General features: G+C 30.5%; 25 protein-coding genes. 15 read left to right on the plus strand and 10 right to left on the minus strand.

All coding sequences use genetic code 11. The annotated features are described in order from the left end of the window. Positions 1-4: 4 nt before the first annotated feature. A complete protein-coding gene (pheS, locus tag WHA43_RS08515; protein ID WP_105046637.1) occupies positions 5-1024 on the plus strand; it encodes a phenylalanine--tRNA ligase subunit alpha in 1020 nt (339 codons plus the stop codon). Positions 1025-1109: 85 nt separating this feature from the next. Continuing rightward, the gene (locus tag WHA43_RS08520) at positions 1110-1517 is read left to right on the plus strand and encodes a hypothetical protein (RefSeq protein WP_105047351.1); all 408 of its coding nucleotides are present in this window, start codon (positions 1110-1112) and stop codon (positions 1515-1517) included. Between the two features lie 89 nt (positions 1518-1606). On the opposite strand, the gene WHA43_RS08525 is transcribed toward WHA43_RS08520, so the two are convergent. Next, on the minus strand, positions 1607-3082 hold the full coding sequence (locus WHA43_RS08525) for a Na+/H+ antiporter NhaC family protein (protein WP_105046638.1): 1476 nt from the start codon (positions 3080-3082) through the stop codon (positions 1607-1609). Positions 3083-3193: 111 nt separating this feature from the next. Here WHA43_RS08525 and glpK point away from each other — a divergent pair, with 111 nt between their 5' ends. From glpK to WHA43_RS08555, 6 genes are all read left to right on the plus strand, one after another. Next, the gene (gene glpK / locus WHA43_RS08530) at positions 3194-4678 is read left to right on the plus strand and encodes a glycerol kinase GlpK (protein WP_105046639.1); all 1485 of its coding nucleotides are present in this window, start codon (positions 3194-3196) and stop codon (positions 4676-4678) included. 111 nt (positions 4679-4789) lie between these two features. Beyond that, positions 4790-5449: a hypothetical protein gene (locus WHA43_RS08535; RefSeq protein ID WP_105046640.1), complete on the plus strand. Its 660-nt coding sequence runs from the start codon at positions 4790-4792 to the stop codon at positions 5447-5449. Further along, positions 5436-6488 carry a sensor histidine kinase gene (locus WHA43_RS08540; RefSeq protein WP_105046641.1) on the plus strand — a complete coding sequence of 351 codons (1053 nt, stop codon included), beginning with the start codon at positions 5436-5438 and terminating at the stop codon, positions 6486-6488. Before WHA43_RS08535 ends, WHA43_RS08540 begins: the two co-directional genes overlap by 14 nt. After that, the gene (locus tag WHA43_RS08545; protein WP_105047352.1) at positions 6488-7159 is read left to right on the plus strand and encodes a LytR/AlgR family response regulator transcription factor; all 672 of its coding nucleotides are present in this window, start codon (positions 6488-6490) and stop codon (positions 7157-7159) included. Before WHA43_RS08540 ends, WHA43_RS08545 begins: the two co-directional genes overlap by 1 nt. 3 nt (positions 7160-7162) lie before the next feature. After that, a complete protein-coding gene (locus WHA43_RS08550; protein ID WP_105046642.1) occupies positions 7163-7705 on the plus strand; it encodes a pyridoxamine 5'-phosphate oxidase family protein in 543 nt (180 codons plus the stop codon). Positions 7706-7807: 102 nt separating this feature from the next. After that, the gene (locus WHA43_RS08555; RefSeq protein ID WP_105046643.1) at positions 7808-9454 is read left to right on the plus strand and encodes a glycerol-3-phosphate dehydrogenase/oxidase; all 1647 of its coding nucleotides are present in this window, start codon (positions 7808-7810) and stop codon (positions 9452-9454) included. Here WHA43_RS08555 and WHA43_RS08560 read toward each other — a convergent pair. Further along, positions 9451-10155: a TIGR04283 family arsenosugar biosynthesis glycosyltransferase gene (locus WHA43_RS08560; protein WP_105046644.1), complete on the minus strand. Its 705-nt coding sequence runs from the start codon at positions 10153-10155 to the stop codon at positions 9451-9453. The two genes, WHA43_RS08555 and WHA43_RS08560, sit on opposite strands and share 4 nt — an antisense overlap. A gap of 67 nt (positions 10156-10222) precedes the next feature. On the opposite strand from WHA43_RS08560, the gene WHA43_RS08565 reads away from it, so the two are divergent. Further along, entirely contained in the window at positions 10223-10939 is a 717-nt protein-coding gene (locus tag WHA43_RS08565; protein WP_226742874.1) for a DUF547 domain-containing protein, read from the plus strand. A 1-nt stretch (position 10940) separates the two neighbouring features. Here WHA43_RS08565 and WHA43_RS08570 read toward each other — a convergent pair whose 3' ends face one another. From WHA43_RS08570 to WHA43_RS08580, 3 genes are read right to left on the minus strand one after another with little or no spacing between them, the layout of a single operon-like run. After that, the gene (locus tag WHA43_RS08570) at positions 10941-12209 is read right to left on the minus strand and encodes an MFS transporter (RefSeq protein WP_105046646.1); all 1269 of its coding nucleotides are present in this window, start codon (positions 12207-12209) and stop codon (positions 10941-10943) included. 3 nt (positions 12210-12212) lie between these two features. Further along, complete coding sequence (locus tag WHA43_RS08575) at positions 12213-12872, minus strand: hypothetical protein (protein ID WP_105046647.1); 660 nt, start codon at positions 12870-12872, stop codon at positions 12213-12215. Positions 12873-12915: 43 nt separating this feature from the next. Next, complete coding sequence (locus tag WHA43_RS08580; RefSeq protein WP_105046648.1) at positions 12916-13911, minus strand: NAD(P)H-dependent glycerol-3-phosphate dehydrogenase; 996 nt, start codon at positions 13909-13911, stop codon at positions 12916-12918. Between the two features lie 92 nt (positions 13912-14003). Between WHA43_RS08580 and WHA43_RS08585 the strand changes: the two genes are divergently transcribed. The 5 genes from WHA43_RS08585 (at position 14004) to WHA43_RS08605 (ending at position 17960) form a co-directional block, all read left to right on the plus strand. Further along, positions 14004-14840: an alpha/beta hydrolase gene (locus WHA43_RS08585; protein WP_105046649.1), complete on the plus strand. Its 837-nt coding sequence runs from the start codon at positions 14004-14006 to the stop codon at positions 14838-14840. A 6-nt stretch (positions 14841-14846) separates the two neighbouring features. Next, positions 14847-15278, plus strand: coding sequence for a dUTP diphosphatase (gene dut, locus WHA43_RS08590; protein WP_105046650.1), 432 nt, complete (start codon positions 14847-14849; stop codon positions 15276-15278). Positions 15279-15381: 103 nt separating this feature from the next. After that, positions 15382-15963, plus strand: a complete 582-nt coding sequence (locus tag WHA43_RS08595; protein WP_105046651.1) for a YceI family protein — start codon at positions 15382-15384, stop codon at positions 15961-15963. Positions 15964-16006: 43 nt separating this feature from the next. Next, a complete protein-coding gene (locus tag WHA43_RS08600) occupies positions 16007-17275 on the plus strand; it encodes a hypothetical protein (RefSeq protein WP_105046652.1) in 1269 nt (422 codons plus the stop codon). Between the two features lie 88 nt (positions 17276-17363). Beyond that, complete coding sequence (locus WHA43_RS08605; protein WP_105046653.1) at positions 17364-17960, plus strand: YceI family protein; 597 nt, start codon at positions 17364-17366, stop codon at positions 17958-17960. A 17-nt stretch (positions 17961-17977) separates the two neighbouring features. On the opposite strand, the gene recA is transcribed toward WHA43_RS08605, so the two are convergent. Next, complete coding sequence (gene recA, locus WHA43_RS08610) at positions 17978-18982, minus strand: recombinase RecA (protein WP_105046654.1); 1005 nt, start codon at positions 18980-18982, stop codon at positions 17978-17980. Between the two features lie 117 nt (positions 18983-19099). Between recA and WHA43_RS08615 the strand changes: the two genes are divergently transcribed. After that, the gene (locus tag WHA43_RS08615; protein ID WP_105046655.1) at positions 19100-19885 is read left to right on the plus strand and encodes an aldose epimerase; all 786 of its coding nucleotides are present in this window, start codon (positions 19100-19102) and stop codon (positions 19883-19885) included. A gap of 11 nt (positions 19886-19896) precedes the next feature. On the opposite strand, the gene WHA43_RS08620 is transcribed toward WHA43_RS08615, so the two are convergent. The 4 genes from WHA43_RS08620 to WHA43_RS08635 all read right to left on the minus strand — a co-directional run bounded on the left by WHA43_RS08620 (position 19897) and on the right by WHA43_RS08635 (position 23043). Beyond that, on the minus strand, positions 19897-20337 hold the full coding sequence (locus tag WHA43_RS08620) for a GNAT family N-acetyltransferase (protein ID WP_105046656.1): 441 nt from the start codon (positions 20335-20337) through the stop codon (positions 19897-19899). Beyond that, entirely contained in the window at positions 20337-20768 is a 432-nt protein-coding gene (gene rpiB, locus WHA43_RS08625; protein WP_105046657.1) for a ribose 5-phosphate isomerase B, read from the minus strand. The genes WHA43_RS08620 and rpiB overlap by 1 nt, the downstream gene beginning before the upstream one ends. A gap of 543 nt (positions 20769-21311) precedes the next feature. After that, on the minus strand, positions 21312-21485 hold the full coding sequence (locus tag WHA43_RS08630) for a hypothetical protein (RefSeq protein WP_170039568.1): 174 nt from the start codon (positions 21483-21485) through the stop codon (positions 21312-21314). 130 nt (positions 21486-21615) lie between these two features. Further along, positions 21616-23043 carry a T9SS type A sorting domain-containing protein gene (locus WHA43_RS08635; protein ID WP_105046658.1) on the minus strand — a complete coding sequence of 476 codons (1428 nt, stop codon included), beginning with the start codon at positions 23041-23043 and terminating at the stop codon, positions 21616-21618. Positions 23044-23058 lie beyond the last annotated feature (15 nt).

Consider the following 23058-nt stretch of genomic DNA (forward strand, 5'->3'; position numbering starts at 1 on the left):
CAAAATGTTAGACAAAGTAAAAGAATTGATTGTTGAAGTAGCACATTTCAATGCCTCAACTAAAGAGGAATTAGAATCTTTCAGAATAAAATATTTAGGAAGCAAAGGTGTATTGAAAGATTTATTTGCTGAATTTAAAAATGTGGATGCTGATTTGCGCAAAGATTTTGGGCAAGCTTTAAATACTTTGAAAAAAACAGCTGAAGAAAAAGTGATTCAATTAACGGAAATTCTTGAAAATTCAGTCGAAGAAAAAACACTTTATGGCGACTTAACAAGACCTGGAGAACCCATTGAATTGGGTTCACGTCATCCAATATCAATCGTAAAAAATCAAATTATTGAGGTGTTTAATAGAATTGGTTTTACGGTTTCTGAAGGACCTGAAATAGAGGATGATTGGCATAATTTTTCTGCATTGAACTTGCCAGAATATCATCCAGCAAGAGACATGCAAGACACGTTTTTTATTAATAAAAATCCAGATATTTTATTAAGAACGCATACATCCTCAGTGCAAGTGCGTTATATGGAGAAAAATCAACCTCCAATCAGAACAATTTCTCCAGGAAGAGTGTTTAGAAATGAAGATATTTCTGCAAGAGCGCATTGTATTTTTCATCAAGTAGAAGGGTTATATATTGATACAGATGTATCTTTTGCCGACTTAAAACAAACTCTTTTATACTTTACAAAAGAGATGTTTGGAAAGTCGAAAATTCGTTTACGTCCTTCGTATTTTCCATTTACTGAGCCTAGTGCAGAAGTGGATATTTATTGGGGTTTAGAAACTGAAATTGATTACAGAATCACCAAAGGTACAGGTTGGTTAGAAATTATGGGTTGTGGAATGGTTGATCCTAATGTGTTGAAAAACTGCAATATAGACCCAACAAAATATTCTGGTTATGCTTTTGGAATGGGTATTGAACGAATTGCCATGTTGTTATATCAAATTCCTGATATCAGAATGTTTTACGAAAATGACAAGCGTTTTCTAGAGCAATTTAGGTCTGTAATTTAAATCGTCATTGCGAGTTTACGAAGCAATCTTTTTCTAAATTTGTAGATTACTTCGTCATTCTTCCTCGTAATGACAAATGAGATTTATGAAAAAAGATATTGTTATTCCAGAAGTTACAAACGTTGAAATCGCAGTTGTATTTGAATACAATGACATTTACAAAACTGATGATTGGAACGTGTATATCATCAATAAAAAATCGGTTGATTTAGAATTGGTTGTCATTGTTTCTCAAGGATTTTCTCCCGAAATTTCGGGATTAAAAACGACTTCTTTATTTCGTAAAAAAATTGATATTTTGCCTGCAAATTCTTTTGCAAAAATCGAGTTGATTCAACCCGAATTATTTCAATTGAACAATCGTTTTCAAGTAAGTTTTTTTGAAGGAAATACCTTATTTGAAAAAACCTTTCTTTTTAAAGAAAATACCATCAAAGAGGGCGCTTTACGAATGATTCCTCAATTGAAAAAACGTGGGATTTTAGCTAATTAACTCATTTAAACGCCAAGTTCGCGAAGTTTTTTTTCGCGAAGAACGCAAAGAAAAATTTCTTATAAAACTCTGCGTCTTTGCGTTTAGACTTACCCAAAAAATCCAAGAATCAAATACAATACAGTGGAAATAATTCCTCCTATAATTGCATAAGGCAATTGCGTTTTCACATGATCAATATGGTCACTTGCAGAAGCCATAGATGAAATTATGGTTGTATCTGAAATTGGCGAACAATGATCACCAAAAATTCCACCACCCAAAGTTGCAGCAACTATAATGGTTACATCAGCACCATGAATGGTTGCCATTGGTATTGAAATTGCCAACATAATGGCAAAAGTTCCCCAAGATGTTCCTGTTGAAAATGCAATGAACGAACTAATTATAAAAACTACTGCAGGTAATAATTCTGCTGATAACCAACCTTTTGTAGCATTTGCCACATACATTCCAGTTTCTAATTCCTTACAAGCGTCACCAATTGCAAATGCCAATAACATCAATAAAGCTAATGGTATTAATTCACTAATTCCTTTTAAAGTTAACGTAATTGCTTCTTTTGGTTTTAAAATTCCCTGAACAAAATACATTAAAATTGCCACTAAAATTGCCGTAATTACTGCATATAAAACGGATGATGATCCTGAGCCTTCTCCAATAGCTTGTGAAACATGATTTAAAAAAGAAGTTGATTCTTTAACGGCATTCCAACCTGTAAAAATTAAATTTATTGGCATCATTAAAACCATCACCAAAAGTGGCACAATCATGTTGTATGCTTTTGCTTCAATACCTTCTTTTGGAGGAAAAGAAGTAACTTCATCAGAAACCATTGGCGTAGAATTTTCATTGAATAAATCCCCTGTTTCAAGCGTTCTTTTTTCGGCTTTTTTCATCAATCCAACGTCTTTTTTTGACAAAATCACCACAAAAACAATCACAATTGCCAATAATGGATAAAAATTATATTTAATGGAAGCCATCATCATTGAAAAAGGTTTGTCAATTCCTTGTGTCAACAACAAACCCATGATAAATGCGCCCCAAGCATTAAAAGGAATCAAAATAGAAGAAGGTGCAGAGCTTGAGTCTGCAATGTAAGCCAATTTTTCTCTTGGAATTTTCAATCTATCAAAAATTGGACGATATAATGTTCCAACTGTTAACGAACTGATACTGGTTTCAACAAATAACAAAATCCCCGTAAACATCGCTAAAATCTGAACCATCACTCTAGCAAATCCTGATTTTTTTGCTTCTAATTTCACCAATTTTTTATTCAAATAATTGACAAAACCTTCAACTCCTTTTGAGTATTGTATGAAAATTAAAAGTGCTCCAACCAAAGCACTAAACATAATTGTTCTGGTATTTCCTTTAGATTGAAAGACATCAACCATCGCTTCAATCATAGAAATTGTTCCTTGCAAAGGATTCCAATGATTGATAATTAACCATGAAAACCAAATTCCGAATAACAAAGCAATATACACTTGCTTTGTTCTCAGTGCCAGAATAATTGCAACAACAGGAGGTATTACTGATAAAAATCCATATTCCATAGAAATGATTTTAATTTGCGGACAAGGTACTAATTTCTCAATATTTGTAAGGTCAAATTTTGTAAATTGTGGGTTCTATTTTAATAGCTACTGAAATTAATTCAGCATACAATGTCTCAAAAATATATTTTAGCACTCGATCAAGGAACTTCTAGTTCACGTGCAGCAATTGTTGATGAAAAAGGAAAAATTGTGTCAATTTCACAAGAAGAATTTCCGCAAATTTATCCTCAATCTGGTTGGGTTGAACACGATCCTTCAGAGATTTTAGCATCACAATTGCGTACTTTAAAAAGCGTGATTGAAAAAGCAGCAATTGCTACATCTCAAATTGCAGCAATTGGAATCACAAATCAAAGAGAAACTACCGTTATTTGGGATAAAAACACAGGAAAACCCATTTACAATGCCATTGTTTGGCAAGACAAAAGAACGGCTTCTATCTGCGAAAGTTTAAAAGAAAAAGGCCTTGAAAATCATGTAAAACAAACTACAGGATTGGTTATTGATGCCTATTTTTCAGCCACAAAAACTCATTGGATTTTAGAAAATATCCCTAATGCTAGAGAAGAGGCTGTAAAAGGAAATTTGCTTTTTGGAACCATTGATTCTTGGATTTTATGGAATTTAACTGACCGTAAAATTCATGCTACAGATGTTAGCAACGCTTCAAGAACCATGCTTTTTGATATTAAAAATTTGTGTTGGGACGAAACGCTTTTGACTGTTTTAGATATTCCAAAATCGTTGTTACCAGAAGTAAAACCTTCCTCATATCATTTTGGTGATTTTGAATTGGAAGGTGTAAAAATTCCAATTACAGGCATTGCAGGTGATCAACAAGCAGCACTTTTTGGTCAAGGTTGTTTTGATTCAGGAGATGCAAAAAACACTTATGGAACAGGATGTTTTTTATTGATGAATACAGGTACAAAACTACAATTTTCAAAAAGTGGTTTGCTAACTACCATTGCTTGGGGAATTGACAATAAAATATATTATGCTTTAGAAGGCAGTGTTTTTGTGGCTGGAGCCGCCATTCAGTGGTTGCGTGATGGTTTGCAAATTATCAATTCTGCCGAAGAAACTGAACATTTTGCACGAGAAGTTGAGGAAGAAAATTCGGTAATTGTAGTTCCTGCTTTTGCTGGTTTGGGAGCGCCTTATTGGGATATGTATGCCAAAGGCGCTATTTTTGGATTGACCAGAGATACAGGAAAAAATCACCTCATCAAAGCCACTTTAGAATCCTTAGCTTATCAAACCAAAGACGTGTTGATTGCCATGCAACAAGATGCCACAATTCCTTTAAAATCTTTGAAAGTAGATGGTGGTGCAAGTGCCAATAATTTTTTGATGCAATTTCAAGCAGATATTCTGAACACGATTGTAGAAAGGCCTAAAAACAGTGAATCAACAGTGATGGGTGCTGCATATTTGGCTGGAATTTGTGTAGGAATTTGGCATCAAGATGAAATTTTATCTCAAAGAGAAATTGACAGAAAATTTACTCCAAATTTTACAGATGAAAAAAGAGAACGATTGTATAAAAAATGGTTGAAAGCCATTGAACGAACTAAAAACTGGGAATTATAAATTCTTTTAAACATCTGTTTTATCGAGAAAAATACCGTGTTTGTCTAAAAAGTTTCTGTTTTATGAAAAGCCAGCGTTTTTTTGTGTCAAATAAATTTAAATTTGATAATTATGAAAGTTGAAAAAACCCTTTTTGTAAGCATTTGTATACTTCTTTTTAGTTCTTGTGTTATAAAATCCTTGCATCCATTTTATACCAAAGAAACCATTTCTTTTGATAAAAGTTTACTTGGTGAATGGAACGATTCTAAAAAAGGAACTTGGAAAATAGTTTCTTTTAAAGACGAAATGAAAAAAGAAAACGATATGAGCGAAATTAAAAATGAGTTGGCAAAAGTTTATAAAGAATACCAAAATAGCTACTACATTCAAAGAACATTTGATAATGTAGAAGTCATTTTTATTGCGACTCCTTTTAAAATAAAGAATCAGACATTTTTAGATTTTTTTCCTATGGATAATCAAGATGATGTAGATAATTTACTTCAAAGTCATTCAGTTTATACCCATAGTTTGGTAAAATATGATGTTCAAAAAAATGGAAATATCGAAATAAAATGGCTTGACGAAAATAAAATTGAAGCGCTTTTCAAAGAAAATAAAATTAAAATGAAACATGAAACATTTGGGCTTTTAAACGAAAAGTATTTATTAACTGCATCGTCTAAAGAATTACAAAAATTTATTGAAAAATATATGGCTTCAAGTGATTCCGAAAAATGGGAAACATCTACAAAATTTACTTTACAAAAAACAAATGCTACAAATTAAGCCTTTTTTTAAAAGAACCAATTTTCACAATAAGGTGTTTTTTAACGCTTTGTTGTGGAGTTGTTCTTTTATAATTCTTTTGTTTTTGTTTTCTGGAAGTTCATCTCCGTCTAAAATCGATTATATTTATACATCAAGCTTTATTTTTACGTTAGTTATTCCGGTTTATATAAACTTATATTGCCTACTTCCTAAATATCTAAAAAAAGAAAAATACCTTCTTTTCAGTATTCTTTTTGTCATAAATCTTATCGTATTTGCTCAGTTAAATCCTTGGTTTTTTACTTTTTTAGTTAATACTTTTTTCAATGATTATTATTTTATTTCGTATCACAATAACATCGAAATATATTTTATTTTTTCTGTTTTTTTCATTCTATCTGTTCTTATAAAACTTGCTGAAGATTGGGTGCATTTAAACCAATTAGAAAATAAAACACTTAAAATTGAAAAACAACAAATAGAAAATCAATTGTACTATTTAAAAGGTCAAATAAATCCGCATTTTTTATTCAATTCATTGAATGTTTTGTATTCACTTGCCATTGATGAAAAAAAAGAAATTACCAATGCAATTTTACAATTGTCTGATATTTTACGGTATGTAATTTATGATGTAAATACAGATAAAATAACCATCAAAAAAGAAATTAAACTTCTTAAAAATTATATCGAATTTGAAAAAAATAGGCACGTAAATAACGCTAGCATTACTTTTAATTTTTCAATTGCTGAAGATGAAGAAATCTATCCAATGTTGTTATTACCTTTATTAGAAAATAGTTTTAAACATGGATTGAAAAGCGGAGTGCAAAATCCTTTTATTGAAATAAAATTAACATCAAAAAACAAAAAATTAGATTTTATTATTTCAAATAATTACAAGGAAATTAAAAATAATAATAAAACAGAAAATCACGGAATTGGTTTAAAAAACATTCAAGAAAATTTAGCCATCATTTATCCTAACAAACATCTTTTTGTTGTAACCAATAACAATCCTATTTTTTCTGTGCAACTAACCCTAAATTTAGAATGATGAATATTCGTTGTTTAATAATTGATGATGAGCCTTCATCGCAAAATGTACTAAAATCATTCATTCAAAAAATCGATTATTTAGAATGTGTGGATGTTTGTAACAATGCATTAGAGGCTTTAGAATTTTTAAAAAGCAATCCTATAGACTTACTTTTTTTGGATATCAATATGCCCCATCTTTCTGGAATTGATTTTTATAAATCGCTAAAAAATCCGCCAAAAGTAATTTTTACAACAGCTTATTCAGCCTTTGCTTTAGAGGGTTTTGAATTAGATGCAGTAGATTATTTGTTAAAACCATTTTCGTTTGAACGATTTTTAAAAGCAGTTTCAAAAGTTAAGGAGTTGAATGATTATAAAATAGAATATGTATTTATCAAATCAGATAAAAAAATACATCAACTAAAAATAGACGACATTTATTTTATTGAAGGTTTAAGAGATTATATCAAAGTTCATTTAAAAAATAACTTTTTAATAACGTATAAACCCTTAAAATTAATGTACAATTCATTGCCAAAGTCTACCTTTATACAAGTACATAAATCGTTTATAGTTAACAAAAATAAACTAGATTATTTAGAAGGAAATGTTGCAAGCATCAACTCAAATAAAATACCTTTAGGAGAAAAATATAAGAAGGAATTTCTTGATCGATTTAATTTATAAATTATGTCAAAATTTTACACCAAAATCACTCAAAAGCTTCAAGATTTTATGGAAGCACAAAAAATATTTTTTGTGGCTACAGCACCAAATTCAGGAAGAATTAATTTGTCTCCAAAAGGCATGGATTCCTTTAGAATATTAGAAGAAAACAGAGTAATCTGGTTAAATGTTACTGGAAGTGGCAATGAAACTGCTGCACATTTAAATGAAAATGAACGGATTACAATCATGTTTTGTTCTTTTGAAAAAACACCCAATATTTTGCGTTTGTATGGAAAAGGGAAAGAAATTAAAGAAGGAAATGCATCTTGGGATGAACTGATTTCTTTCTTTCCAAAAACACCAGGAACGCGTCAAATTTTTGATATTACCATTGAATCTGCTCAAACTTCTTGTGGTATGTCAATTCCTTTTTTTGAATACAAAGGCGAACGAAATGATTTGAATGATTGGGCAAAAAGCAAAGGGAAAGAGGGAATTAAAAATTATTGGAAAGATAAAAATCAAACCAGTATTGATGGTTTACCAACTCATATTTTAGATTAAAAATTGCATGAAATCGCCATTAACCAAAAGTTTGCGTAAGCAAATACCCATGAGTAAAAAAGCGATCGCATATGTGACCGTTAAAAAATAGAATTTACACATATGAAAAACTTTTCTTATTTCAACAGAAAAAACATTCAAACAACACTACAAACTACTGAGTTTGACATTCTCATTATTGGTGGTGGAATCACTGGAGCAGGAATTGCTTTAGACGCTGCTTCACGTGGAATGAAAGTCGCATTAATTGAAAAAAACGATTTTGCTTCTGGTACAAGTAGCAAATCAACCAAATTGATTCATGGTGGTTTGCGCTATTTGAAACAATTCGATTTTTGGTTGGTAAAAGAAGTTGGCACAGAACGCGCTATTGTGCACAAATTGGCACCTCATTTAGTAGTTCCAGAAAAGATGATTTTACCTTTAATTGATGGAGGAACTTATGGTTCTTGGTTGACTTCCATTGGATTAAAAGTATATGATATTTTGGCTTCTGTTGAAAGTGATGACAAACGAAAAATGCTCACTAAAGAAGAGGCTTTGCAAAAAGAACCACTATTGCCAGAAAACATTTTAAATGGAGCAGGTTTTTATGCAGAATACAGAACAGATGATGCGCGTTTAACAATCGAAATTCTTAAAACTGCCTTGAATTATGATGCTCAAATTTTAAATTATGCAGCTGCAACTGAATTTTTATATGAGGAAAAAAGAGTTGTTGGTGCAAAAATATCAGACATAATTTCTGGCGAAAATTTCGAAATAAAATCAAAATATGTAGTCAATGCTACTGGACCTTGGGTTGATGAATTACGACAAATCAATCATTCAAAAATTGGGAAAAGGTTGCATCTAACCAAAGGTGTTCATTTGGTGGTTGCTCACGAAAAATTACCTGTAAAACAATCTGTGTATTTTGACATTCCTGATGGCAGAATGATGTTTGCCATTCCAAGAGGAAAAGTAACTTATTTTGGCACAACAGATACCAATTATCAAGAAGATAAAGATGCTGTAAATACAAATATTGTTGATGCAACTTACTTGATATCAGCAGTTAACAATATGTTTCCTGAAATAAATATTACGTTAAATGATATTCAATCTTCATGGGCAGGTTTGCGTCCTTTGATTCATGAAGAAGGAAAGTCAGCCTCAGAATTATCTCGAAAAGATGAAATTTTTGTATCAGATTCTGAGCTGATTTCTATTGCTGGAGGTAAATTAACTGGCTACAGAAAAATGGCAGAACGCATTGTGGATTTGGTTGCCAAAAAATATGAAAACCGATTTGAAAAAACTTTTGATGCAATTAAAACCGATAAAATTGTGCTTTCTGGAGGAACTTTTAAAAACTCACATGAAGTAAAAAGTTATACTGATGCCATTTATAATCGAATTAATGAAGTTGATTTTAATCAAAAAGATGCTGAATATTTAGTGCATAATTATGGAAAACAGACAGACATCATTCTAAAAAAGTTTGATGAATTTATGGATGAAGATCAAGCAAAAAAAATGATAAAAGCAGAAGTTTGGTTTGCTATAAATTATGAAATGGCATGCAATCCAACTGATTTTTTTATGCGCAGAACAGGACGTCTTTTTTTTGATAAACCAAGTGTAGATGTTCACAAAGCATATGTTTTACAATTGTTTGCGAATCATTTTAATTGGGATGAAAAAACGGCAAATTTCCATCAAAATGAGTTGGAACATCAACTAGAAATGGCAACTTCGTTTTCTTAAACAGACTCTCTCAACAAACTTTTATAGGTTTTTCGAAGTTTGATTGGATGAACACCCAATTTGTATTTTAAAAAAACATAACCATTAATTAAATTCACTTTTAACCAAGAATTCTGGTCATATTTTCGAGCGCTTACAGTTGCCAACGATTGAATTATTGTATAGGGAACTCTCGATTTTCTCACTTTATCCATCATTTCAAAATCTTCCATTATGCAAAATACCTCATTATATCCTTGCAATTTTTCAAACGTTTCCTTGGTAAAAAACTGGCATTGATCTCCTCCTCCAGCAAAAAATCCATCCTTTTTAGTGAATGAACTATTTAAGTTTAGCAATGTTGTTTCCTTATCAAATTGGTAAGCAAAAAAACCCGCTTTGAATCCTTTTTTTATTGCATTGGTTACTTCTTCGTAAAAATTAGTGGGCAACTCAACATCTGCATGTAAAAAAAGTAAGATTTCGCCTGTTGCATGATTTGCGCCAAAATTCATTTGAGCTGCTCTGCCTTTTTTGGGAGCATTTATAAAATGTAACTTTGAAAAGTTTTTGCATACATTTGGTGTGGCATCTGTTGTTTCTGGAGAGTTAGAAACGATGATTTCTATCGGAAATTTGTCAGTTTGATTGCATAAAAACGACAACCTTTTTGCAAGATTTTCTTGCTCATTATAAACCGGAATAATTACAGAAATTCTCATGCTTAAACATACGAAATTTTACACAAAACAGTTTTTTTACAGTCTTATTTTTTTATCAAGCTTTTTTTTGAATTCTCAAGAAAACATAAAATTTACAGAAGTTTCTAAAGATTTACCTACGAATATAAAAGACTCCAAATCAATAGAAAATGAACTAAAAATAGTATCGGAAAGTAATTTATCTGATTTGATGAAGCAGCTAAAAACTGACAAGGAAAAAATTGCTTTTTGGGTGAATATTTACAATGCTTTTATTCAAATTTCATTGTCTGAAAATCCAAAATTATACGAAGACAAAGGAACTTATTTCAGTGAAAAACGCATCAAAATAGGTGGAGAAATACTGTCTTTTGATGATATTGAACATGGAATTCTTAGAAAATCTAAAGTAAAAATCGGTTTGGGATATGTAAGAAAATGGTTTCGTCCAAAATGGGAACGCAAATTACGTGTTGAAAATGTAGATTGGCGCATTCATTTTGCCTTGAATTGTGGTGCAAAAAGTTGTCCTCCTGTGGCAATTTATTCCCCTGAAAACTTAGAAAATGAATTAACTTTTATGACAAAAGCCTATTTAGAAGAGCAAACTTCATATGATAAAACATCAAAAACGGCTTCAACTTCGGTTTTGATGTCTTGGTTTAGAGGTGATTTTGGCGGTAAAAATGGTGCAAAAAAAATTCTTTTAGACTATAAAATAACTCCTGAAAAACCAAAATATTTAGATTTTAAAACTTACGATTGGACACTTTTATTAGGCAATTTTAGAACAATTCCCAACTAAATTATTCGGCATTTTCATGGTCTTCAATATCTTTTGTTAAATCTAACTCACGCAAAGTTGGGTTAATAATTGCTGTAGCACCAACAGTTAATAAAGTCATGGTGCCACCAAAAACTACTGCTGCAACAGGACCAATAATTTTTGCAGCCAAACCACTTTCAAAAGCACCTAATTCGTTAGAAGATCCCACAAACATGGAATTTACAGATGAAACACGTCCTCGCATTTCATCAGGAGTTTTGATTTGTAAAATCGTTTGACGAATCACCATCGAAATTCCATCTGCAGCACCACTAATAAAAAGGGCTAAAACACTTATCCAAAAGATTGATGACAATCCAAAAGCGATAATACTTACTCCAAAAATAAAAATGGAAATCAATAATTTTTTTCCAGTATTTCTATTGATTGGAATATAGGTTGTAATGAACATCGTAACAATACTTCCCATGGATATGGAAGCATTTAGTATTCCAAAACCTTCGCTTCCAACGTGTAAAATATCTTGTGCAAAAACCGATAAAATTGCTACAGTTCCTCCAAAAAGCACAGCAATCATATCTAAAGTAAGCGCACCTAAAATGGCTTTATTTTGAAACACAAATCTCACTCCAGCTTTCAAACTTTCATTGATTGGTTCACCAATTTTGGTGTTTAAAATAGGTTTCTTTTTGATGAAAAAAACGACAATAAATGATAAAACAACCAGAATAAAAACCAATAATAACGTGTTTGCAACTCCCATCCAACTGATTGAAAATCCTGCAAATAATGCACCTGTAACTGAGGCTGTTTTCCAAGTACTTGTGCTCCAAGTTGCTGCATTGTGATAGATTTTTTTAGGAACAATCAATGCAACTAATGAGAAAATTGTGGGTCCAAAAAAAGAACGTAAAAATCCACCAAAAAAAACCAATCCATAAATGGCATATAAAATTTTATGGGTTGACCAACTTTTAAAAATGCTATCTGTTGTTAAAAAATACAATCCTAAACTGATAAGTGAAAATGTAGCAATACAAATGGCTAATAAGTTTCTTTTTTCTCTTTGATCTACAATATGACCTGCAAAAAGCGCCATTGAAAACGCAGGAATTATTTCCAACAAACCAATAATTCCTAGTGATAATGGATCTTTTGTGATACTATATACTTGCCATTCAATAACAATAAATTGCATAGACCAACCAAAAACCAATAAAAAACGCATTAACAAAAAGATATTGAACTCTTTTATTTTTAATGCTGCATAGGGATTTGTTTTTGCCATAAATTACCCCAATTTCATATCCATTAAAATGGCAAAAGTTTGATTGATGTCTTTGTCTTTTACCACAATTGTCATTTCGTTTGTTGTAGAAATAATTTCTTGCAATGGAATATCTGCCCAAGCCAATTGCTTTAAAATAAAATAATAAATTCCTGATTGTTCTTGATTTTCTTTGGGTAATTTTATAGTGATAGATGCCAAATCTAGCACTCTATTTATTAATGTTTCTTTTTCGAAAATTTCCTCAATATACGGACGTAAATTTTTACTTGATACCAAGTTTGTTTCAAAAATTCCTTGTGAAACTGTTAAAAAATAGTCTGAACTTTCTGAGGATTTACTCAAAATTCTAGACACTTCTTTCAATAATGACGTTGTATTTTTAAATGTAAAATCGCACAAATCCGAACGAACAATCACATCACCCAAATCTAAAGCCAACTTTTTAATATTTTTTCTGATGCGCAATTCGCTTGCAGGTGAAAGTCTGTTAATTGCCATCATTACTGCACCAACTTTTACTTCTTTTTTCAATGCTTTTGAAACTTCTGGTAAAATGATTCTAGCTAAAGAAGAAACATTGATAAGCTTTTCATTCAGCGCTTCTTCAATGAAAGGTGTTTTTCTTACAGTACTTTCAACGACTTCTTGTATTGTTTTCATGTGTTAAGTTAAAAAGTTGAAATGATTGTTCAAAATTAAACAATTAATCCAATTTATCTGTCAACTTTTTAAATTCTTTTTTGGGGCTTTTTTGCTCGTATAAAATGGCAAATACAGCGTCAATAATAGGAGTTTTCGCCTTGTTTTCTAAAGAAATTTTATACGCGCTTTTGGCTGCATAATAGCCTTCAGCAATCATACTCATTTCCAATTGAGCTGATTTTACAGTGTAGCCTTTTCCAATCATGTTTCCAAAATGACGATTTCTACTAAAAGTGGAATATCCTGTCACTAATAAATCGCCCAAATAAGCAGAATTATTAATGTTTCGTTTCATTTTATGCACTTTTCTGATGAAACGTTTCATTTCTCGAATGGCATTGCTCATCAACACTGCTTGAAAATTATCTCCATATCCCAAACCATGTGCAATTCCTGCAGCAACTGCGTAAATATTTTTCAAAACGGCTGCATATTCAGTACCAATGATATCATCAGAAGTTTTGGCATTGATATACCAACTTTCTAAATATGTTGCCATTTTTTTAGCTTTTTCTTCATCCTGACAAGCAATTGTTAAGTACGATAAACGCTCCATAGCAACCTCTTCAGCATGACAAGGTCCTGTAATAACACCAATATTTTCAATAGGAATTTGGTATTCTGTGTTAAAATGTTCGCCAACAATCAAACCCGTTTCAGGAACAATTCCTTTTATGGCAGAAAAAATGATTTTATTTTCTAAAGAAATAGAGAGTTTGTGTAATTCACTTTCTAAAAAAGCAGAAGGAATGGCAAAAATCAAGGTATCATATTTTGAAACAGTTTCGTTGATATCATATGACAAATCCAAACGATTTGCATCCAATTCAGCCGAACTTAAGTATTTTGGGTTGTGATTATTTTCTTTGATATGCTCAATAGATTGGCTATCACGCATATACCAACCAACCGTTTCTAAATTTTCGGATAACATTTTTACAATCGCTGTTGCCCAACTTCCACCTCCTAAAACGGCAATTTTTTGCTGTTTGTCCATAAAAATAATTTTGAACGTCAAAAGTAAGAAAAGTATTAACTTTTCAAGAATACTTCGTTCATTTATTATATTTGTGAAAAATCAATCAATTGATGAAAGAACTCTTTCGTTTCATATTTATAAGTATTTTTATTTTACATTTTTTTGGGTTGAATGCTCAAGAAAAAATAAGCACAAAAACTTCAAATGTTTCCATTTTAGAGGAAGAGTTTGAAATAAAATCTTTAGAAGTTTCTCATAAAATTTGGGTGTATTTACCACCTAATTATGAAAAATCATCGAAAAAATTTCCTGTAATTTATATGCATGATGCTCAAAATTTGTTTGACAATGCAACTTCATATGCTGGTGAATGGAGTATTGATGAAACCTTAAATGACCTATTTAAAAAAACTGGAAAAGGATTTATTGTTGTAGGAATTGAAAATTCGGGCGCAAAAAGAATAGATGAATACACACCATTTAAAAATGAAAAATATGGAGGAGGAAAAGGAAGTATTTACATTGATTTTTTAGTGAACGAATTGAAACCTTTTATTGATAAAACCTATCGCACAAAATCAAACGCAAAAAATACAGCCTTGATTGGCAGCTCATTAGGCGGATTAATTTCTTTTTATGGAGGATTAAAATATCCTAGCGTTTTTGGGAAAATTGGTGCACTTTCCACATCTTTCTGGTTTTCTGATGAAATTTATGAGTTTGCAACAAAAAATGGAAATCAAAAAAATCTAAAAATCTACTTATTAGTTGGTGGAAAAGAAGGAGAAATGATGGTTCCTGATACTGAAAAAATGGTGAAAACCTTATCCGAAATTGGATTTCCTAGTAAAAAAATTAAAACAAAAATTGTTCCTGAAGGCAAGCATAATGAAGCATTTTGGAAATCGGAATTTTTAGAAACAATTACTTTTTTATTTAAATTATAAAAATATATGACTGTAGAAATTATCAACAAATCAAAACACGCAATACCTAATTATGAAACAGCAGGTGCTGCTGGTATGGATTTAAAAGCAAATATTGATTCTCCAATAATTCTAAAACCTCTAGAAAGAGCTATCGTAAAAACAGGCTTATACATTGCTTTGCCTCAAGGATTTGAAGCACAAGTAAGACCAAGAAGTGGTTTGGCTGCAAAAAAAGGAATCACTGTTTTAAATTCACCTGGAACTGTAGATGCTGATTATAGAGGAGAAATTGGCGTTATCTTAGTAAATCTATCCAATGAAGATTTTATTGTGAATGATGGAGAAAGAATTGCGCAATTAGTAATTGCAAAACACGAACGAATTTCTTGGCAAGAAGTAGAAATTTTAGGCGAAACGAAACGTGGAGCAGGAGGTTTTGGCAGTACTGGCCTATAAAAAATAATTTTTTAAGTTTTTTTTAAGAAAATTACGAATATGATATTTATCATTTTTTAATATTCGCAATTGCTCAATCTTTGCATCGTAATTAAACACAATTATGATGAAAAAAACAAAATTACTACCCTATCTGTTGTTATTCGTATTTATGACAACGCCTTTTTTCGTTCAGGCACAAAAACTAACTTTAGATAACGAAACGTCTTTCTTACAAGTATTAGGAACCTCTTCTTTGCATGATTGGCATGTACAAGCAGAAAAACAAAGTGGCAGCCTTGTTTTTTCTGATGCAGATAAATTTGCTATTAGCTCACTTACATTCTCTGTAGAAAGCGAAAGTTTAAAAAGTGGTAAATCTGCCATGGATAAAAAAACTTTTGAAGCATTAAATACCAAGAAGTTTAAAACAATTGAATTTGTATTAACAGAAGTTTTATCTGCTAATAAAAAAACAGACAAACGTTATGATGTTGCTGCATCAGGAAACTTGGTTATAAATGGCGTTAAAAAGCCCATTACTTTAAAGTTTTCAATTGAAAAAAATGACAAAGTGTATATTTTAGAAGGATCACACAAAATGTTGATGACCACTTTTGGAATTGTACCACCAAAAGCACTTCTAGGAACAATAAAAACAGGTGACGAAATTGAAGTAAAATTTAAAACAATATTCAAAAATTAATTTTAAAAACAAGTACAAACAATAATTCAAAATCAATATTAATATGAAAAATTTAGCAAAAATAGTTTTTTTAGTTATCGTCTTAACTAATATGAATTTGTTCTCTCAAAAATCACAGAGAGACCTAGATAATTACAGAAATCCTGACAAACGTGGAATCAATGTTTTTGAAGCTCCAAAAGATACAGTATTAGCTCCTTTCAAAGACGTTTATGTAAGAATGGGTGGTGCATCTGCCTTGCAATTTCAATCATTATCTCACAGTAACTCAGGTGCAGTAGCATTAAAAGAAATCGGAGGAAACTTTAACTTAGCTACTGCAAACTTAGACATGGATGTTGTTTTAGGAAAAGGTTTACGTATGCACTTACGTACCTATTTATCATCAAGACACCACCCAGAACCTTATGTAAAAGGTGGTTATATTCAAATTGATAATTTAGATTTTATCAAAGAAGGCTTCATGGAAAACTTTATGAAATATGCTACTGTAAAAATTGGTCACATGGAAAACAACTATGGTGATGCTCACTTTAGACGTTCAGATAATGCCCAAGCTTTATTCAACCCTTTTGTTGGAAACTTAATTATGGATGCTTTTACAACTGAGGTTGGAGCTGAATTTTATTACCGTAAAAATGGATTCATCTCTATGATTGGTATTTCTAATGGTAAATTGAATCAAGATGTTGCAAATCCTGATACTGGAGGAGCTTCTTTCTTAGCAAAATTTGGTTATGACAAACAAATAAATGATGATTTCAGATTCAGATTAACAGGATCTTTATACAATACTGGTAGAGTAAGAACATCATACTTATACTCTGCAGATAGAGCTGGATCAAGATATTATTTAGTATTAGAACCGGAAACTGCTACACCAAGTGCAAACTTTAGATCAGGACGTTACAACCCTAACTTAACAAATCAAATTCGTGCCATCATGATTAACCCTTTTGTTAGATATAAAGGATGGGAGTTCTTTGGAACATACGAAAATGCAACTGGTAAAAATGCTGCTGAAGCAGATAATAGAACCGCAACTCAATGGGCTTTAGAAAGCATCTATAGATTTGGTAAAGATGAAAACCTATACATAGGTGCTCGTTACAATACTGTAGATTCTGAAGAAAGAAATGGAGATAATATCGAAATCAGTAGATTTAACCTTTCTGGTGGATGGTTTTTAACTAAAAACATGCTTTTAAAAATGGAGTATGTGAGCCAAAAACACTCTGGATATAATGCTGCAAGTATTTTTGATGGAGGTAAATTCGATGGATTTATGTTAGAAACCGTTATTAGTTTCTAAAAAAATAGTATTTTTTTCAATGTTTTTTAGTAATTTAAAGGTCTCTAATCGTCACTAGAGACCTTTATTTTTTAAAACCAAAAGCTTTATGAGACCTTTATTAATTATTCTTGGAAATCTTTTTATACTGTCAAACTTTTATTTTTCTTCCGCAAGAAAAGAGATTGTAACGCTTTCATTTACGCCAAAAAGTACCTTAATTATCAAAGGAAAATCAAACGTACATCAATTTGAATGCGATTACAATACTTATGAATTATCAGATTCATTAAAAGTAAATTTTAAAAAAAATGACAATACGATTGTTTTTGAAAATACACAGTTGCTTCTAGAAAAAACTGAATTTGATTGTGGAGGAAGAGGAATTAACAAAGATTTTCATAAGTTATTGCAAACTAAAGATTTTCCACATATAAAAATGAATCTGAAAAAGGTATCTTTATCTGGTAAAAACACAGTGAATGCCGAACTTTCATTTACAATTTGTGAAATCACTAAAAATTATTCTGTTCCTATTTCAATTAGTCAACATCACAATAAAATGAATTTTAAAGGTGATATTGCACTAAGTTTACAAGACTTTCATTTAACTACCCCAAAAAAAATAATGGGTTTAATTAAAGTTAAAGACACCATTGTCGTTAATATTAATTTAGAATCTGTCATAAATAAAAAAACACCTTAAAAGGTGTTTTTTTTATTTTATTGATTGGCAATTGCTTCTTTTATTTTTGCTTCCAATTCGTCCATCAACTCAGGATTGTCTTTAATTACTCCTTTTACAGCATCTCTTCCTTGACCTAATTTGGTATCACCATAACTAAACCAAGAGCCACTTTTTTTCACAATACCAAGTTCAACACCAATATCCAAAACTTCACCAACTTTTGATATTCCTTCTCCATACATAATATCAAATTCTGCTTGTTGAAAAGGTGGAGCTACTTTGTTTTTTACAACTTTTACTTTAGTGCTGTTTCCAATAACTTTTTCACCATCTTTAATTTGCGTTTTTCTTCTGATGTCTAAACGAACTGAAGCATAAAATTTCAACGCATTTCCACCTGTTGTAGTCTCAGGATTTCCAAACATTACCCCAATTTTATCTCTCAACTGATTGATAAAAATTACAGTACATTTTGTTTTTGAAATGGTTCCTGTTAATTTTCTCAAAGCCTGACTCATTAAACGTGCATGCAATCCCATTTTAGAATCACCCATTTCTCCTTCAATTTCTGATTTTGGCGTTAATGCTGCAACAGAATCCACCACAACAATATCAATTGCTCCTGAACGAATTAAATTCTCTGTAATTTCTAACGCTTGTTCTCCATGATCAGGTTGCGATATGATTAAATTATCAATATCAACACCTAAACTCTCTGCATAAAAACGATCAAAAGCATGTTCTGCATCAATAAATGCAGCAATTCCTCCTGCTTTTTGAGCTTCTGCTATGGCGTGTAGTGACAATGTTGTTTTTCCAGAAGATTCTGGTCCATAGATTTCAATAATTCTTCCTCTTGGATAGCCTCCAACTCCTAATGCTAAATCTAAACCTAATGATCCTGATGAAATCGCTTCAACATCATCTACAGCTACATCTCCCATTTTCATTACAGCTCCTTTTCCATAAGTCTTATCTAACTTATCTAATGTAAGTTGCAAGGCTTTTAATTTGGCTAATTTTTCTTTATCTTCTGACATATTTACTAGTTTTCTAAATTTTTTTTAAAGCAAGCAAGTTACAAAAAAGTCTTGTTAATAATTTAGAAAATAGCTTACAATTTTGTAATATTGTTAACTACCAAAATTTCATTGAAGATGATACATTTAAAAAATAATAATAGTAACGTAAGTATTGATGAAGGAGAATTGGTGAGTTATATTGTTGATGGTGAGCAATACATTCATCAAAAAGGCAATAAAGGATGGAGAAAATCAGATGATGAAATGTTTCCTGTAATTGGCCCTACAATAAAAAACGATTTTATTGTTCATACAAAACATGGAGATGCTGTACAAGATCAACATGGATTACTCAGAGAATTGTCTTATACGTTAGTTTCTGAAAATGAAAATCAGGTAAAATTTCAAAAAAAATACACCAAAAACACGTGGGTAAAAAACAGCAAATTTCCCTCTAAATCAACTGAAGAATTCTTGTTTTGGACTTTTGATTTTATTTTTGAAAAAAAAATTACACTTTTAAAAGATACGTTGATTGTTGATTTTATGATTCAATCTGAAGAAGGAATGCCATTTATGTTAGGCTATCATCCCGCATTTTTATTGTCTGATACTGGAGAAGAAACCCTCATTTCAAAACAACAAAAAATCACGTTGAAAGATGTGTTGAATGCAGGTGCTAATGCTTTTCCTGTATTGGAATCTGATGAAATTCTATTGATTAATTACGATAAGAAAAACCTGCAAATCAATACAAAAGGTTTTCATAATTTTATGCTTTGGACAGAAGTAAACAACATGATTTGTATTGAACCAATTACCCAATATACTTCGTTTACAAATCAGCAATTTTCAGAAGAAAATATGCAACTTTCAAAAGGAAAAAATTACTTTTCAGTTGAAATTAGAGTATTAGAATAATTGGATTTTTATTAGTTTCTATCCATTCTAATATGTGGAATTCCGTCTTCTAAATAAGTTTCACCTATTTGTATAAATCCATGATATTCATAGAATTTTTTCAAATAAAATTGTGCTGAAATAGTAATTTTATCTTGATGAAAAGCTGATTTTACAGCTTCAATAGAGACCTTCATCAATTCGTGTCCATAACCAAATTTTCGTTCACTTTCTTTCACAACAACTCTTCCAATACTGGCATTTTCGAAATAATCTCCAGGTTTAAAAATGCGAGTGTAAGCAATAATTTTTTCGTTTTTAAATCCTAAAATATGTATGGCTTTTTGGTCTTTAAAATCAATATCTTGATAAACGCAATCTTGCTCTACTACAAAAACTTCTGAGCGTAATTGTAGTATTTGATACAATTCAAAAATAGATAATTCTGAAAATTGTTTGATTTGAAATTCCATTAAATGCATGAGATTTTATCAACTCTATTTTGATGTCTTCCTCCTTCAAAATCCGTTGAAAGAAAAATATCTACAAAACCCAAAGCTTGTTGTAAGGATACAAAACGCGCAGGAATCGTTAATACATTTGCATTGTTATGTTGTCTTGTAAGCGCTACTAATTCGTTATTCCAGCACAAAGCAGCTCTAATTCCTTGGTGTTTATTTGCAGTCATTTGTGCGCCATTTCCACTACCACAAAGGATAATTCCGAAAGTTGCTTTACCAGTTTCAACAGCTGTTGCAGTTGGATGAATTGCATCTGGATAATCCATAGAATCGTTTGTATCTGTCCCAAAATTTAGCACTGAATATCCTTTTTTTTCTAAATGTTTGATGATTTCGAACTTATACTCAGTTCCTGCATGATCATTTCCGATGGCAATTGTCATAGTAGATTGATTTTAATAACTTTATGAACTACAAAAATAAAGATTCTAATGTTTATCTTCAGTTATTAACAATCAATTTTTATCATTTTTAAATAAGTTATTCAATATAAAGCTTTTAACTATATTAAGAAAATGTTAAGAACTTATCATTAAAATCTGATAATTAATTTTGGTGATTTCTATTTTTTTTACAATACAAAAGGTAATCCTAATAATCCATAAAAAATTATTAGTTTTTAATAAAAGTTTATCAACAATTTATTTACAATTTATTTACATTGAAATTTTATAAACTTGTTAGTTAATAAACGTTAATTAATGTTTATAACTATTGTTAATAAGTATGAAATTGAATTGATTTTTAATCAATTAGTGTTCTAATAAAATGTCAATAGATTTTAATAAGTCAAAAATCAAAATAAATTATAAAAATTTTATTGTAGCTATTAACACACAATAATAAACATCAAAAGATTTTAAAAAAAAATTTAATGAAAAAGTTTATTTATAGTATGTGTTTATAACTTTTAAGATTTAAAAATTTTAAACTGTAGATTTTTTATTTTTATAAAGATTGATGGAATCTTTTTTTGCGTCAACCGTTTTTTGAGGAAGTTCACTTTTACGCAATGTTTTTTGAACCGTTTTTACAGTTACAACAATGCCTGTGATAAAAATGAAAAGAAATAAAGCGATTATTTTTCTAAGATTTTTCATTTAAGTTTGGTTTCAACTATTATATAGACGCTTTAATTTTCAATTCGTTACAAAAAAATTAAGTTTTTATTAACAAAAAAACCACCTAACAATGTTAAGTGGTTTTTGAAATAACTTTTTAAAAGTATTTTTATTGTATAATCAACTTTTGAGTTGATACTTTATCATCTTGAGAAACTTTTAAAATATAGTTTCCTTTGCTAATTCCAGAAACTGAAATCTGAGAAGAACTAATGATTCCTTCTTTTACAACTTGCCCTAAAATTGAATAGATTTTATAGCTGCTATTCTCATATTCTGAGCTAATTTTAATAAATTCTGATGCTGGATTAGGGTAAATCTGTAAAGAGTTCTTAGAAACGCTCTCAATAGATAGTGTTGTAGGATCTAACATGTATAATTCATTTCCTGTTGTTCCATTATCTCCTTCAAAGAATAATTTACCATTTAAAACAACTATTTGGTCAATATCTTTAATAGTATTAGTAATTAATTCAGTTGTATTTCCATTCGTTCTATATAAATAACCATTAGTATCATCTGCAGGTTCACCTCTGTAGTACATATAATTTCCAACGACTGCATAATCTTCAGGATCGTGATTATTTCCACCAGTTGCAGTACTTCCTGTGATATTACTTACGTTTGTAATTGTATCAGTATTTGGGTCATATTTAAATAATTGATCGTTTGATACTCCTGTATCACCTTCAAAGAATAATACTCCATTCCAATTAAAATAAAAATCTGTTCCAGTTAAAGTATTTGCAGCTGTAACTTCTACAGTTCCGTTTGTAGTTCCGTCTGTTTTCCAAACTTTTCCTAAAGCTTCAAAATACAATTCGTTACCAATAGTTACAAAATTACTAATTCCTGAATCATTTGAGTTTCCGGTAATATCTTTTATTAACGTATAAGTATCTGTAGCAGGATCATAAGAGTATAATTCTCTTCCAATAGTAGGATCATCAGTTGCAGTAAAACCATAACCATAAATTTTTCCATTAAAAGCAATAATTTGAGCTCCAATAAAATTTACGTGTTCACTACCTGAATTAGGTACTTTTATTTGGGTTGTTCCATCAAATTGATACAATCCGTTTGCATCAGTTGTGTTGATATAGTATATTAAACCATCTAATTCTCTTGGTTCAAAAACGAATCCACCACCAGTTGCAACTGTTCCATCTACAGTTCCATCTGATGAAATTAAAACGTTTCCTGATCCTGTATTTGCACTGAAATACATAGTTCCGTTGAATGTAAAAAAGAAATTTGGAGTAGAATTACTACTTCCAATATTAAAATCTTTAAAGAATGTAGTACCTTCAGATGTTCCATCTGTAACCCATAATTCAGAACCTAAATCAACATTTCCTGGTGTATTAGAACCACTAGAATCATCAGCAGCAAAATAGATTTTGTTATTGAAAACAAATAAATTATTTGGATTTGAACTAGATGTTCCAGAATCGTTGATTTCTTTTAAAAGTGTTACTTGTGCACTTGTCGTTAAAAATGCAATTAATGTAATTGCTAAAAGTAATTTTAGTTTCATGATGTTTGTTTTTAA

The organism is Polaribacter gangjinensis (assembly GCF_038024125.1).
Taxonomy (GTDB): domain Bacteria; phylum Bacteroidota; class Bacteroidia; order Flavobacteriales; family Flavobacteriaceae; genus Polaribacter; species Polaribacter gangjinensis.